The organism is Streptomyces sp. NPDC059832, assembly GCF_042731715.1.
Classification (GTDB): domain Bacteria; phylum Actinomycetota; class Actinomycetes; order Streptomycetales; family Streptomycetaceae; genus Streptomyces.
The window spans coordinates 121,264-135,304 of record NZ_JBHWIY010000002.1; the positions used below are offsets into that span (position 1 = coordinate 121,264).

At 66.5% G+C, this 14,041-nt stretch carries 13 protein-coding genes and 1 tRNA gene; 12 read left to right on the forward strand and 2 right to left on the reverse strand.

The annotated features are described in order from the left end of the window. Positions 1 to 9 precede the first annotated feature (9 nt). From ACFV8T_RS02950 to ACFV8T_RS02980, 7 genes are all read left to right on the forward strand, one after another. Complete coding sequence (locus tag ACFV8T_RS02950) at positions 10 to 2,385, forward strand: hypothetical protein (protein ID WP_385323833.1); 2,376 nt, start codon at positions 10 to 12, stop codon at positions 2,383 to 2,385. 183 nt (positions 2,386 to 2,568) lie between these two features. After that, positions 2,569 to 3,216 carry a hypothetical protein gene (locus tag ACFV8T_RS02955; RefSeq protein ID WP_385323835.1) on the forward strand — a complete coding sequence of 216 codons (648 nt, stop codon included), beginning with the start codon at positions 2,569 to 2,571 and terminating at the stop codon, positions 3,214 to 3,216. Between the two features lie 61 nt (positions 3,217 to 3,277). Then, positions 3,278 to 3,874, forward strand: coding sequence for a hypothetical protein (locus tag ACFV8T_RS02960; protein ID WP_385323837.1), 597 nt, complete (start codon positions 3,278 to 3,280; stop codon positions 3,872 to 3,874). Between the two features lie 95 nt (positions 3,875 to 3,969). Further along, positions 3,970 to 4,521, forward strand: coding sequence for a hypothetical protein (locus ACFV8T_RS02965; RefSeq protein ID WP_385323840.1), 552 nt, complete (start codon positions 3,970 to 3,972; stop codon positions 4,519 to 4,521). Between the two features lie 666 nt (positions 4,522 to 5,187). Next, the gene (locus ACFV8T_RS02970; protein ID WP_385323842.1) at positions 5,188 to 5,847 is read left to right on the forward strand and encodes a hypothetical protein; all 660 of its coding nucleotides are present in this window, start codon (positions 5,188 to 5,190) and stop codon (positions 5,845 to 5,847) included. Between the two features lie 38 nt (positions 5,848 to 5,885). Then, entirely contained in the window at positions 5,886 to 6,167 is a 282-nt protein-coding gene (locus ACFV8T_RS02975; protein ID WP_385323844.1) for a hypothetical protein, read from the forward strand. A 172-nt stretch (positions 6,168 to 6,339) separates the two neighbouring features. Continuing rightward, positions 6,340 to 7,044, forward strand: coding sequence for a hypothetical protein (locus ACFV8T_RS02980; protein WP_385324737.1), 705 nt, complete (start codon positions 6,340 to 6,342; stop codon positions 7,042 to 7,044). Between the two features lie 62 nt (positions 7,045 to 7,106). On the opposite strand, the gene ACFV8T_RS02985 is transcribed toward ACFV8T_RS02980, so the two are convergent. Further along, positions 7,107 to 7,178: transfer RNA gene (locus ACFV8T_RS02985), tRNA-Cys, on the reverse strand. Positions 7,179 to 7,364: 186 nt separating this feature from the next. Between ACFV8T_RS02985 and ACFV8T_RS02990 the strand changes: the two genes are divergently transcribed. The 4 genes from ACFV8T_RS02990 to ACFV8T_RS03005 all read left to right on the forward strand — a co-directional run bounded on the left by ACFV8T_RS02990 (position 7,365) and on the right by ACFV8T_RS03005 (position 11,376). Beyond that, positions 7,365 to 8,831 carry an MFS transporter gene (locus ACFV8T_RS02990; RefSeq protein ID WP_385323847.1) on the forward strand — a complete coding sequence of 489 codons (1,467 nt, stop codon included), beginning with the start codon at positions 7,365 to 7,367 and terminating at the stop codon, positions 8,829 to 8,831. A gap of 32 nt (positions 8,832 to 8,863) precedes the next feature. Then, the gene (locus ACFV8T_RS02995; protein ID WP_114249050.1) at positions 8,864 to 9,061 is read left to right on the forward strand and encodes an Arc family DNA-binding protein; all 198 of its coding nucleotides are present in this window, start codon (positions 8,864 to 8,866) and stop codon (positions 9,059 to 9,061) included. Further along, positions 9,061 to 9,429, forward strand: coding sequence for a type II toxin-antitoxin system death-on-curing family toxin (locus ACFV8T_RS03000; protein ID WP_385323850.1), 369 nt, complete (start codon positions 9,061 to 9,063; stop codon positions 9,427 to 9,429). Before ACFV8T_RS02995 ends, ACFV8T_RS03000 begins: the two co-directional genes overlap by 1 nt. Positions 9,430 to 9,594: 165 nt before the next feature. Next, complete coding sequence (locus ACFV8T_RS03005) at positions 9,595 to 11,376, forward strand: DEAD/DEAH box helicase (RefSeq protein WP_266418642.1); 1,782 nt, start codon at positions 9,595 to 9,597, stop codon at positions 11,374 to 11,376. Positions 11,377 to 11,485: 109 nt separating this feature from the next. Here ACFV8T_RS03005 and ACFV8T_RS03010 read toward each other — a convergent pair whose 3' ends face one another. Further along, on the reverse strand, positions 11,486 to 12,016 hold the full coding sequence (locus ACFV8T_RS03010) for a hypothetical protein (protein ID WP_266418644.1): 531 nt from the start codon (positions 12,014 to 12,016) through the stop codon (positions 11,486 to 11,488). A gap of 285 nt (positions 12,017 to 12,301) precedes the next feature. Between ACFV8T_RS03010 and ACFV8T_RS03015 the strand changes: the two genes are divergently transcribed. Next, positions 12,302 to 13,915, forward strand: coding sequence for a hypothetical protein (locus tag ACFV8T_RS03015; protein ID WP_385323853.1), 1,614 nt, complete (start codon positions 12,302 to 12,304; stop codon positions 13,913 to 13,915). The last annotated feature ends 126 nt before the right edge of the window (positions 13,916 to 14,041 follow it).

Genomic DNA, 14,041 nt, shown 5'->3' on the forward strand with positions numbered 1-14,041 from the left:
AACAGGCGCATGCTGAAGTTCGAGGATATTGTCGACGCGCCCGTGGTCAAGCTGAAGGCGGCGGCCGACGACTGGTCGGAGATGGCTGCCAAACTGGACAGACTGGCCGAGGATGCCCGTGACGGTATGAAAGCCAAAGCGGACAAGGCCGAGTGGGAAGGCGCCAACGCGGGCGTCACCAGAGGGTTCATCGGCAAGACGGCCAAGGAGTTCAAGGATGCCGCTGCCGAGGCCAAAGGGATTAAACAAATCCTCGAGGACGCCCACGCGGCCATGAAGAAGGCCAAGGACGAGCTGATCAGCATCCGCGACGAGGAGGGACCCGCAGCCGGTATTCATGTCGACGCCAAGGGAAAGGTCACGGCTCGGCACCCTTACGAAAAGTCAGGAGTCTCGCCCAACCAAGATCCCGACTATTTCGAAATTCTGGGCCAGCAGAAGAAGGCGATCGAGGCGTGGCAGAAGAAGATCGACCTCATCGTCGACAACTGCAATGACACCGATGTCGCTTTCAAGAACGCTCTTGAGGCCAACGTCACCGAGGGGCACGACTTCACCGCGCCGAAGTACGAGAACTTGGACCAGGAGGAGGCGGCCCGCGCAGCCGCACTCGCTGCAAAGGGTCGCGACATCACACACACCGAGCTCCAAGCGCTCAACGAACTGCTTCACGACAACAGTAATTCTTCCGAGTTCGCGAAGGACTTCTACAAGAAGCTGACCCCGGAGAAGTCGCTCGCATTCTTCGGTCAGCTCTCGACCGATACGTACAAGTACGGCAAGGTCGACAAGGAACGGCTCAAGGACGTCCAGGCACTCCAGAAGAACCTGGGCCTTAACCTCGCCATGGCTTCTCAGGACAAGAAATTCACCGCCGAGTGGGGTCCGGAGCTGCGCAAGCTCGGCACCGAGCGTATCCCGCTGACCAAGTACGACAGCGGTGGGCCGTTCGGATACCAACTGCTCGGCGGGATCATGCGGTACGGGAACTACAACGCGAAGTTCCTGAAGCCGATTGCCGAGCACGTGGCGCAGCTGCACCAGAAGGACCCGGACATGTTTGCCGGGAACAAGGTGGTGAACAGTCCCTTCAAGAACCCGTTCAACCCCTCGGGCGTCAATGGCTCCGGCTACGACCCGACCGTGTCCATGTTGGAGGCGCTCGGTAACAGCCCCGACGCGGCGAAGCACTTCTTCCACGACGTACCGACCGCGTACAACGAGGACGGCACCGTCAACAAGGATGCCACGGCCGAACTCGGCAAGGACAAGGACGGGAATGAGGTCCGGAACTACCTCGACTTCTTCGGGAAAGAGAAGTGGGATACCTACGGGGATGTCGACTCGCTCGACGAGAAGGAACTCAAAGCGTCCCTCAACTACATGCCGGATGCTCTCGGGCATGCGTTGGAAGCGGCGACCCTCGGATATCCCGCAGGTCACCCCGATGTTCGCATCGTGAGGGATGATGACAATGCCGAGATCATGCGGCAAGTGATGGAGAAGTACTCGGACGCCAAACTGCTCAAGACTCAGGAGTCATTGTCCGACAGTCTGGGCGCGATGGGCGCAGGGTATATCGATGACATCAATTGGGCGATAGACAAGAATAAAGAGGACAGCGTCTTCGCGCCTGGCGGGAACCGGGAGGGTCACCTTGACTTCTCCGACACCGCCGATCTCAACGGTCGTGACATCACCAGGAAATTTCTTGGCGCCCTGGGGCATCACCCGGACGCCTACGCATCCTTGAGTGCCGCCGAGCAGGTCTACACGAGCAGCGCACTTGAGGCGCAGGTGGGCAAGGACGGCGAAATCGACACGGGCGACGTCCGGCGGACGGTAAAAATCGGAGCCGAGGTTCAGGGAATGCTGGACCAGTCGCGTGCGGACCAAGTTGTGGACGACGGCGTCAAGGCGCACGAGACATACGAGAAGGCTGCGGAGAAACGGTCCGGTTGGGCTGAGTTCGGTGGCACCGCCGTACTTGGGGCCGGAGTAGCGACGGCTGCCTTCTTCCTGCCCGCGGCACCCGTCATTGGTGCCGGTGCGCTCTTGGTACCGATGTTCACCGATGTGGCGACCGGGGCCGCTGAACAGGTCATCGGAGATGTGGTCGGCGGTATGGGGGAGGACGCGATCGACAAGAACAAGGAGAAGGTCGACGATCTCACCGCTGAGCAGCGGGAAGCTGTTTACAAGGCGGGAGAGAGCTATACGGAGACCCCGGTCGAAAATTTTGTTGACCGCCACAAGGAGGAGATCGACAAGCTCGATGCCAGGACGAGCGGAGACCTGGCCGAGGACCTGGACGACGCGAGGCTTATCGGCTACGGGATTGGGAATCTTCGGGCGCGCGTCCAGGGGGTAGGCCCTGCGTCCTGATTGTTCGTGGCGAAAGCCGGGGGTGCCGAGGTACTGGACAGGCAGCGGAGGCCCCGTGATCGTTTTGGGATGGAGCGGCGTGGGACCGCCATGCGCGGGCGTCGTGCACGTCGGCTGGTTGGTGGCCGACGAATCAGCTGATGACGAGAAGGGTTGCGGGATGAGTGAAGTGGGTGTGTACGGGTGAGGCGGTGGCTGACGGCCGCTGGCCTGGTGATGGCCTTGGGTGCCGGGAGCGTGGCATGCGCTTCGGAGAAGAAGGAGGAGAAGACGTTCGTCGGGGCCGGAGAGGTGTGCGGCGATGTGTTCGCCGGTCCCTTGGCGGAGATGGTCGAGAAGGTGACCGGGGACAAACTCTTCTTCGCGAAGAGCCCGAAGGGCATGGAGAGAGTGGTCGCTGCGCTCAAGGAAGGGTATGAGTCCGGGCGTCCATGGGCCGCAGGGGACGCGCTCTGCCTGTTGCATCCGAAGGGTGCGAAGCAGACGGATGAGGGGGGAGTGAAGTTCTCCATGTATGCGCCACAGGACGTGGAGGACGAAGGGCTGCCGGCCGGCCATGAGCTCTACACCATGGGTGTGCAGTCCTCTGTCGGGCGAGGCAACGCGACAATCTATTTCGAGTGTGTCACCCCCCAGCTGAAGGGTTCGGACAAAACCCCGCTACGCATCCATGGCGGCTTCGGGCGTGGTGAGAGCGACGCACCGGACACGCGTGAGTATCGCAACCTGAACATGACCATCCTGCATGCCGTTTCGCTCAAGCTGGTGAAGGAACTCGGTTGCGAGAACAACGGTGGTCTGCCGAAGTCCCCCGTGCTCACGCCGAAGTAGCAGGTTCTGCGTCCGGCAACGACCGGGAGGACCGGCAGGGCAGTGACCCGGAGACCGGCTGATGGCGGGTGGAAGCCATGGGCCGAAGCTGTCGGTCCACGACCCGCTGCCGGCCCGGTTCGGGCGACGTGATGGGCGCCAGGAAGAGGCGTTGATCTCCGCGGGGAATGGTACGAAGGTCCACAGAATTCTTGATGAGTTGCGCAATATTGGAATCAGTCAGGAGTTCAAGGACGATGAGGATCTGAAGAACCTGGCGATGGAGAAGAAAGCCGAACGGAGAAAATATGGCGTCAGTAGCATTGTGAGCAGTGTTGTCGGTGTGGGGTCGGCGGTGGTGCTCGGCCCGGCCGCGAGTGTGGTCGCAACCACAGCGGTGCCTCTCATCATGGAGACGGTAGGAGGGGCCGTCGATACGAAATATGGCAACGATACTCTTCAGTACTTGAAGGATGCCGAGTACAACAACGATGACGAGGCGCTTGGCAGTATTGACGGGAACGACAGCCAAGGGCAGGCAAGTGCTGTTGCTCCGATACTCCACTATGCGGACTCTGTCGGGATGTCCCTGGAGGGGAAGCGCCAACTCCTGGTGGATACCGAGACGCAATACAACAATGGTGTCCTTGCCGCCCGCCAGCCGATGAAGGTCAAATAGTGACGAATCGCCCGTCGTTGTCGATGCCGATCTGCACTCTGTTTGTAGGCGCTGTTGTGCTTTCCGGGTGTTCGGAAGCGAAAGGCCAGCAAGATGTGTCCAAGGACCTCGCCCGCTGTCATCAGTACCTGGGCGAGCGGAACGTGGGAGCGGTGGTCGACGCGATGGGGGAGGGAGACCCGAAGGTCTCCGCCCGCCTCGGGCTCAGAGATCTGGCCGGGCGTCTGACGGCTGAGGCAGAGGCGTGGACCGAGAACGATCTGCTCCGCGATTCCTACAGCGCCTGCCGCATCAGCATCCTGGGGAAGAACGGCGGCGCCCAGGTGACTGAGGCCACGGTCAAGTGGTCGGCTCTGACAGTGAAGTCGATGAGCGAGCCAAAGTACGCCAGGTCTTGGCGCAAGGTGAACGACCAGGTCTTCGTCGAGAAGGAGATGGGGCGGCCGAGTATGAGGCTTCTCGTCAGGTGCGGGGTGTCCGGAGCGCCGTCGGGGCAGGGGTTGGGGCTTCCTCTCGAAATGGAAGTGGCCGACCCCGGGCTGAACGTCAGCTTGCGGCAGAAGGTGCTGACGGCGTTCGCGCGCATCGTTACGGGAAGGTTGGCATGCGTCGATACGCCGAAAATTCCATCGGTCCTCCCTGGATGAAGTGGGGAGCGAGGCAGCGGCACGGCTGGCCCGCCAATTTCTCAGCGCCCTGGGCCGGCGCCCGGATGCATACGCCACGGTCTCCAGCATCCAACAGGTCTGCGCCCCGAGCGTGCTGGAGCATCAAGTGAACTCGTACGGCGACAGCACGCACAGGCTCCGACGCGGTGGGAACCAGCCGTCGGCCAGGTCTACGCGCCTGCGGCGAGGCCCCAAGGTCTTGTGGAGGCCGGGTGTGTGGCGAGGCGAAGGCGGCGTCGGAGTACGTCGGGACGGAGGAGGTGTGCGACGGTCTGTTCAAAGGCTGGCTGTCGAAGACGGTTGAGTCCGTATCGGGCCTGTCTTCGTTCGCCTGGTCCAGTCCGGGCGGCCTGGACCGCGTTGTCGACGCACTCAAGGCCGGGTGCGAGTTCGGCCACCGTTGGACCGGGGGGGGGGGGGCGACATCCTGTGTCGGCTGACTCCGGAGACCGGTGCTGACGTTGCGGTCCTGATCGTGGGACGGGGCGTTGGCTGAGCCTTGAAGGTTTCCCAGAATGTCCGCCGAGGGTGGAGTGGTCAACGGATGGCGTGCTGCGCGTCCTTGTCCATACTGGGCTGCGCCAACTTCTGCGGTAGGGCGGCGGCCGTGAGGCGGCGGAGATTTTTCACTTCGACAACTCAGTGATGAAGGAAGCCCTTGCAGATGGCGGTACTTGGAGCGGGGTGGGCATGGTGCGTGTGATTGGGCGGGTGCGGCTGTTGGGGTGTGCCCTCGTGGTGGCGGTGCTTGCCGCTTGCGGAGTCGACGGCGGGACGGACTGGGGCGAGAAGGGGCGGGAGGCGTCCGCGATGGACATGCGGCAGGCGGGGCGGCGCGCGGAGGGGGTTCTCGACGGCACGCTGGCGGCCATCCGTCCGCCTGTGGAGTGGGCATACGGTGCACCTTCGGAAGCGGCGTGCAGTACTGGTCTCAACGAGCCGACCGGGACCACGACCGTCACCCGCAGCAGGAACATCCTCACCGTGGTCTCCGAGCGGCGGCGCGACAATCTGTTGGGACTTGTCCAGCGATACTGGGAACGACAGGGCTTCCAGGTCGTCAGTGTCAATTCCGACAAGGACATGCCACGGATCAGGGCCAGGGATGCTGATGATTTCACCGTCTCCCTGGATGTCGGCAGCATTGGCAACATCTCCGTCAGTGCTGGGGTCAGTTGTGCCGTGAACTCTGCGATGACTTATCCGAAGGGGACGCCAGGGCACCCCGGCGGGCCGAAGGTGGAGGAATTGCGGCCGCGGGAGCGTTCTGATTTCTGGTCCTCCGGCGAGCCGATTCGGCAGTGAGTGGGGGAGTGCGGTGTGCCGTGTCCCAGGAAAGAAGGGTGGACGATGACGTGATGGTGGCTGCGTTCGGTGAAGGAGAAGGAGAAGACCTGGCCGAGGACTTGGACGACTCGAGGCTTCTCGGCTACGGGGACGGGAACAAAACCCCGCTACGCATCCATGGCAGCTTCGGGCGTGGTGAGAGCGACGCACCGGACACGCGTGAGTATCGCAACCTGAACATGACCATCCTGCATGCCGTTTCGCTCAAGCTGGTGAAGGAACTCGGTTGCGAGAACAACGGTGGTCTGCCGAAGTCCCCCGTGCTCACGCCGAAGTAGCAGGTTCTGCGTCCGGCAACGACCGGGAGGACCGGCAGGGCAGTGACCCGGAGACCGGCTGATGGCGGGTGGAAGCCATGGGCCGAAGCTGTCGGTCCACGACCCGCTGCCGGCCCGGCTCGGGCGACGTGATGGTCTGAACACAGAAGGCAATGGCATCAGGAAGGTGCTGATGTTCGTAAAGAGCGGACGAATGCGCAGAAGTATTCTGGGGGCAACCGCCGCTGTCGCTCTGCTGGCTGGCGCCGTCAGCTGCGGAGGGGATGGGGACGATCCCGCGAAGGCGGCCTGGGAACAGTCCGTACTCCCCGAGCAGCTCTGCGGAGGTGCCGCAGTTTCTGCCGAGGCGGGGAAGGCACTGAAGGTCATCACCGGCTCTTCGCGGTTCGAGGCGTCCGGGGAGGAGTCGACGGTGGCACACAGCGCCGCGGAGTTGAGCGGCGTCTTCTCTCTCCCTGCCTCTGAGCCCGTTGGCGACCATGGTGACGTCTGCCGCATCTTCACCCCGGTTGGGAGGCCCTACTATGAACTTCGCGTCGCCTGGCGCTTGTCCTACCAGGCTTCCTCTGCGGACGACAAGCCGCCCACCGGGTTCACTCGGCTGAGGATCGGGGAGTGGGCGGTGGCCGCCCCTGACGAGGCCTATGTTCGATTTGACTGCCGGAGTCGGAAATTGCCCGGGTCCGAGCAGAGCCCTGCGCATATCGAGATGAACGTCGAGCGGATGAGGGTGCTCAAGAAGCCCGAGGACGATATTGAGGCGTTGAAGAGGGCCTATGCGGCCGTCACCCACTCGGTATCCCTGGCCATGGCGAAAGAGCTGGACTGTGAGGGGCATGCGGGGCTCGGTACCCGGCCGGCGCTGGACCCGGCGTAATCCGGAGCGCAGCGAAACGGCCGCCCCCGTCACTGGGGCGGCCGTTTCCGTACGTCGTTCGGAGGCCGTGACCGGATTCGAACCGGTGTAACTCGAGTTGCAGTCGAGCCCCTGAACCACTCGGGCACACGGCCGTGTGTTCCTCGTCGTGGTTCGACCGTAGGGCCGGGTGTCCCGGCCGCTCAAGAGTGCGGGGCGGGGTGCAATGCGACTGCCATGCCGCGTTCATGTTCGGCGCCGTGGACCTACGACCAATGGAGGACCGGTGGACCGTCTCGCGACAGGGTCCAAACGAAACCTTGCCCCTTACTCTTGGGCTCATGAGTGCCCTGGAACCGCGTGACGACATCGATGCCCCGCCGCTTGCCGCCGAGGCTCCTGTCGCCGTCGAATCCGGAGGGGTGCTCGGGCGGACCTACCGGGCGCTCAGTGTCGGCATCGTCTCCGTCGTGTTCCTGATCGCCTTCGAGGCGACCGCCGTGGGGACCGCGATGCCGGTCGCCGCACGTGAGTTGCACGGCATTCCGCTGTACGCGTTCGCGTTCTCCGCGTACTTCACGACCAGCCTCTTCGCCATGGTGCTCTCCGGGCAGTGGGCGGACCGGCGCGGTCCGCTGGGGCCGCTCGCCGCCGGGATCAGCGCGTTCGCGGCGGGACTGCTGCTCTGCGGGACCGCCGGGACCATGTGGATCTTCGTCGCGGGGCGGGCCGTTCAGGGGCTCGGCGGCGGGCTGGTGATCGTGGCGTTGTACGTGGTGATCAGCCGGGCCTATCCGAAGCGGCTGCAGCCGTCGATCCTGGCCGCCTTCGCCGCGAGCTGGGTGATCCCGTCGGTCGTCGGGCCGCTCGCCGCCGGGAGCGTGACCGAGCACCTGGGGTGGCGCTGGGTCTTCATCGGCATCCCCGTCCTCGTGGTGTTCCCGCTGGCGCTCGCGCTGCCCGCGATCCGGCGGCGGGCGTCCGGGCCCGCCGACCCCTCGGCGCCCGTCGAGCCGTACGACCGGCGGCGCATCCTGCTCGCGCTCGGGATCTCGCTGGGTGCGGCGCTGCTCCAGTACGCCGGGCAGGAGCGGAACTGGTTGGCGCTGCTGCCGACGGCCGTGGGTGTCGCACTGCTCGTGCCCGCCGTGCGGGGGCTGCTGCCCCCGGGGACCGGCCGCGCGGCGCGCGGGCTGCCCTCGGTGGTGCTGCTGCGCGGGGTGGCAGCCGGGTCGTTCATCGCCGCCGAGTCGTTCGTACCGCTGATGCTGGTGACCCAGCGCGGGCTCAGCCCCACGATGGCCGGGTTCTCGCTCGCGGCCGGGGGCGGGACCTGGGCGCTCGGTTCGTACGTGCAGTCCCGGCCGCGCCTGGAGCCGTACCGGGAGCGCCTGATGGTGGGCGGCATGGTGCTGGTCGCCGCGTCGATAGCGGCCGCGCCGTCCGTGCTGATCGACTCGGTGCCGGTCTGGACCGTGGCCGTGGCCTGGGCCTTCGGGTGCTTCGGCATGGGCGTGGTGATCGCGTCGACGAGCGTGCTGCTGCTGAAACTGTCGGCTCCGGAGGAGGCGGGGGCGAACTCGGCCGCCCTCCAGATCTCCGACGGGCTGTCGAACGTGCTGCTGCTGGCCGCGGGCGGAGCGGCCTTCGCGGCGCTCGGCGGCGGTGCGGTGGGGGCCGTGCACGAAGCGGCGGAGGCGGGGGCGGCGGGGTCACATCCGGGGGCGTTCGCGGTGGTCTTCCTGCCGATGGCCGGGGTGGCGCTGGTGGGGGCGTGGGTGGCGGCCCGGGTGCGGACAAAGGCTTAGTGCCACGTGGTACCACGCGGTACCATCCATGCATGGCTGGTCTGAATCTGCGGTTCACCGAAGAAGAGCTGGACGCACTGCGTGCGCGCGCCGAGTCGGAGGGGCGGAGTATGCAGTCGTTCGCCCATGACGCGGTGATCACCGCCATAAACGAACACTCGCGCCTCTTCAACGAGGCTGCGGACCACGTGCTGAAGGTGAGTGAGGAGCTCAACCGGAGGCTCGCCTGATGCAGTACCTGACACTTCCCGAGCTGCTCAACCTCGCCGAGCGTCTCGGGGCTGCCGAGGTGCGCGACTACGGGCTGCTCGACTCGGCGCTCGCCCGTCCGCAGGCGAGCGTGTTCGGCCAGGATGCCTATCCGGACGTGTGGCAGAAGGCCGCGGCACTCATGGAGTCGCTGGCGCGCAATCATGCGCTCGTCGACGGGAACAAGCGCATCGCCTGGTATGCCACCTGGGTCTTCTTGCACATCAATGGGCATCGCCTGAGCGCGGACTTCGATGTCGACGCGGCCGAGAAGTTCGTGCTGGACGTGCGCCAGGGGGCCCTCGACATGCCCAGGATCGCGGAACGGCTCCCCGGGTTCGCCGCGTAACGCGCTGCTCTGTGAAGAGGGTCTCAGCGGCGCCGAACCACCGTTCGTCCGTACAGGGTTCCGCGCCGCCCCCCGGTAAGGTGGCCCGGTTGTCGTATCGCGTGCGGGTCCGTCCCGGCCGTGCGGACAGCGCCCCACGTACCCGAGAGACCCGAACCGGAGACCGTGACTACTACCGCCTCCCACCACCTCTCACCCGCCTTTCCCGGCCGCGCCCCCTGGGGCACGGCCGGCAAGCTGCGAGCCTGGCAGCAGGGCGCCATGGAGAAGTACATCCAGGAGCAGCCGCGCGACTTCCTCGCGGTCGCCACCCCCGGCGCGGGGAAGACCACCTTCGCGCTGACCCTCGCGTCATGGCTGCTGCACCACCACGTCGTGCAGCAGATCACCGTCGTCGCGCCGACCGAGCACCTGAAGAAGCAGTGGGCCGAGGCAGCGGCCCGGATAGGGATCAAGCTCGACCCCGACTACAGCGCGGGCCCGCTGAGCAAGGAGTACGACGGCGTCGCGGTCACCTACGCCGGCGTCGGCGTCCGGCCGATGCTGCACCGCAACCGCTGCGAGCAGCGCAAGACCCTCGTGATCCTCGACGAGATCCACCACGCCGGTGACTCGAAGTCCTGGGGCGAGGCGTGCCAGGAGGCCTTCGACCCGGCCACCCGGCGGCTCGCGCTCACCGGTACGCCGTTCCGGTCCGACACCAACCCGATCCCCTTCGTCGTGTACGAGGAGGGCAACGACGGCATCCGGCGTTCCTCGGCCGACTACACCTACGGCTACGGCAACGCGCTCGCCGACGGCGTCGTCCGGCCCGTGATCTTCCTCAGCTACAGCGGCAACATGCGCTGGCGCACCAAGGCCGGTGACGAGATCGCCGCCCGGCTCGGCGAGCCGATGACCAAGGACGCCATCGGGCAGGCCTGGCGCACCGCCCTGTCGCCCACCGGCGAGTGGATCCCCAATGTGCTGAGCGCCGCCGACAAGCGGCTGACCGAGGTGCGCAAGGGCATTCCGGACGCGGGCGGCCTGGTCATCGCCACCGACCAGGAATCGGCGCGCGAGTACGCCAAGATCCTCAAGCGGGTCACCGGCGAGAAGGCCACCGTGGTCCTCTCCGACGAGAAGGCCGCTTCGAAGAAGATCGACCAGTTCAGCGAGGACGAGTCGCGCTGGATGGTCGCGGTCCGCATGGTGTCGGAGGGCGTCGACGTGCCACGTCTCGCCGTGGGCGTGTACGCCACCACCATCTCCACGCCGCTGTTCTTCGCGCAGGCCGTCGGGCGTTTCGTGCGCTCGCGCAGGCGCGGCGAGACCGCTTCCGTCTTCGTGCCGACCATTCCGATGCTGCTCGACTTCGCCAACGAGATGGAGGTCGAGCGGGACCACGTCCTCGACAAGCCCAAGAAGGGCAGCGACGAGGAGAACCCGTTCGCGGAGGAGGACAAGCTCCTCGCCGACGCCGAGAAGCTGGAGGACGAGGAGACCGAGGAGCAGCTGCCCTTCGAGGCCCTCGAATCCGACGCGGTCTTCGACCGGGTGCTGTACGACGGTGCCGAATTCGGCATGCAGGCGCACCCCGGCAGCGAGGAGGAGCAGGACTACCTGGGGATTCCGGGGCTGCTGGAACCCGACCAGGTGCAGCTGCTGCTCCAGAAGCGGCAGACCCGGCAGATCGCGCACAGCCGCCAGAAGCCGGCCGGGGAGGCCGACCTGCTGGAGAAGCCGGCCGAGGCGCGGCCGGTGGTCACGCACAAGCAGCTGCTCGGGCTGCGCAAGCAGCTCAACACGATGGTGTCGGCGTACACGCACCAGAGCGGCAAGCCGCACGGAGTGATCCACACCGAGCTGCGGCGGGTGTGCGGCGGGCCGCCGAGCGCGGAGGCCACGGCCGGGCAGATCCAGCAGCGGATCAAGAAGGTCCAGGAGTGGGCCACCCGCATGAAGTGAGCGCGCCCTCCCGTACGGAGTGAGTGGGCGTGCGGGTGCCGGCCCGGGGCGGGGACAGCGGTCCTCGCCCCGGGCCGGCGTCGTACGTGCGGATGAGGGGGCGGGGCCGCTACCAGACGAACGGGGCGGACTGGTTCGCCGTGGCCACGCACGGAACCGTGGCCGACGTCGGGGACGACGCCACGATCTGCAGTGACCAGTTGGTGGCGCTCGGGGGAGAGGGCAGCACCACGGAATTCGTGCTGTCACCCGCCGCCAGGGTGCCGGAGGTGAGCTTCAGCGGGCCCAGGGTGATGGGATTGCCGCCACTCAGGCCGGGGTTGGTCTTCCCGGAGAACTGCACCTGGCTGGTGACGCCGCCCGAGGTCTTGCTGAGCTTGAGCGTCGTCGTGATGCTGTTCGGGTCGGCGCTGGTACCGGTCGGCATGGTGATCGCGGTGGACGTGATCTTGATGGTCTTGGACGTGCCCGAGTCGGTGGCGGTCAGGGTGGCGAGACCGCTGCCCCAGGCGCCGCAGTCGTACGTGGCCGTCGCGGTGAGCGGAGTCACCGCATGGGCTGTCGGGGCCAGCGCGAGCGCGCCGGCCACGGAACAGGCCGCGGCCAGTACCAGGGAGATGTGTCTTCGATTCGACGACATGACGGGGGGAACTCCTTCCGGTTCTGAATTCCGCAGATTCACCGAAGAACTGAAGAGGTGGATCTGCGTGCCGGGCCCGGCATGTCGGGTGCAGTGAAACTGTGATCTTCAGAGAAGTCAAGAGATGTCAACAGGCACCCTTGAAATTCCCGCAGAAATGCTTTCCGGGCATTTCAGATAAGGATCAATCGGTTCTCTCTTGACTTCTCTGCACCCGCCCTCCTCAATGTGCGCAATCAATGGGCCATGGAGGGGTGTCTGGTGATACGACGACGAAGACCCGGCGTGACCGGTCTGCTCGCTGCCTGCTTCGTGATGTCGCTGAGCTGCGCCGGGGCCACCGCCCAGGCCGCACCGCCGGCCGTGGGGCAGGCCGCCGGTACGGTCGCTCCGACCGTCCACTGCACCCTGCCCGCGGGCCAGGGCGAGGCGACCGGGCCGCAGCAGATGACCGTCGAACTGTCGCCCGCGGTCGTCGCCCCGGGCGGGAAGGTGCATGCCAAGGTCACGCTGGGCCCGTCCCCGGCCACCAGTGCGCTCGCCCTGGAGGACGTACCGACCATCCCCAGCCTCGACCTCGCCATGTCCGGCGGGGCGACCGGCACCGTCACGGTGCGGGGCGCCGAGTTCACCATGGACATCCCGGCCGGCAAACCCATCGAACTCCCGCCGTACGAAGGCGACTTCCTGGTCCCGGCGAATGCCTCCGGGGACCTCTCGTTCACCCCGCTCCGCACGCTGACGCAGACCAAGGTGCTCGGCTCGGTCTTCGAGACGCCGTGCGACGTCGTCGACGGCGGTGGCAGCATCGGCACCGTCACGGTGGAGGGCACCGGCTCCGAGCCCGCCACCCTGAGCGCGCCCGCCGACCCCGTACGCCCCAACACCGCCGTGACACTGGGTGGTTCGGGCTGGACGCCGGGCGGTGCGCCGGTGCCCTCGCTCTGTGCGGTGGGCGGTGGCGGCTGCGATCCGCTGAAGTTCAGGAGCCACACGCTCACCATCGACGGTTCCGGGACACTGCACGGCACGGCCACCCTCGCGGAGGCCGGTGCGGTGCCGGACGGCGCGTACGAGGTGAAGGTCAACGACGGCACGAAGGAGGCCATGGCTCCCCTCGCCGTCAGGGCCGTCGCGGCCGGCGACCGCGAGATCTCGCTGTCGCGGAGCAGCGGCCCGGTCGGCAGTGTGGTCACGGTCAGCGGCAAGAACTACAACCCGGACCGCTGGATCAATGTCATCGGCCTCGACGCGACGGGCACCGGGCTCGACGACAGCGCGGTCTACGTCAAGAGCGGCCCGGACGGCACCTTCGCCGTCGAGTTCACCGTGATCTCCGACGCCGTCGTCGCCGTCCAGGCGGACGAGGGCAACGACCCGGCGACCGTACGGACCGCCCTGTTCACCGTCTCCACGGGTGGGGGAGGCGGCGGCAGTGCCGACCAGAAGCTGAACACCTCGGTCAGGGCCGGGACGCTGTCCATGGTCCAGGACGGCGACACCGTCGACTTCGGTACGACGGTCCTGGGCACCGGCAGCGGTGTGCAGCGCTCCCGGCTCAACCGGGTCGAGGTGGAGGACGCCCGCGGCGTCGACAGCGGCTGGTCCCTGACCGCCACCCTCACCGGCTTCACCGGCTCCGACGGCGGCACCATCCCGGCCGACGCCGTCCGCTGGACGCCCGGATGCACGGCGCAGAGCGGCAGCGTCGGGGTGCCGGTGGCCGGGTCGCCCGCCGTGCTCGGGAGCGAGGCCGCGAGCCTCTGCCGGATGGATCCGGACGGCTCCCGCCCGTTCACCGGCGGCCGGTTCGACGCCGACGCCGATCTCACCCTCACGGTTCCCGGATTCACCCGGCCCGGGGATTACAGCGCCACTCTCACCCTCACTCTTCTCTGAGAACCGGCAGGAAGAACGTCGGGGAGATCCGCCAAGGAAAGTCCCGGAGGCGGGGGAGCAGCCCACCGTCCACCCCGCAGGGTGGAGGGAAGTCCTTTCGTGGTCTGTGACGTACGTCGCGCGGGT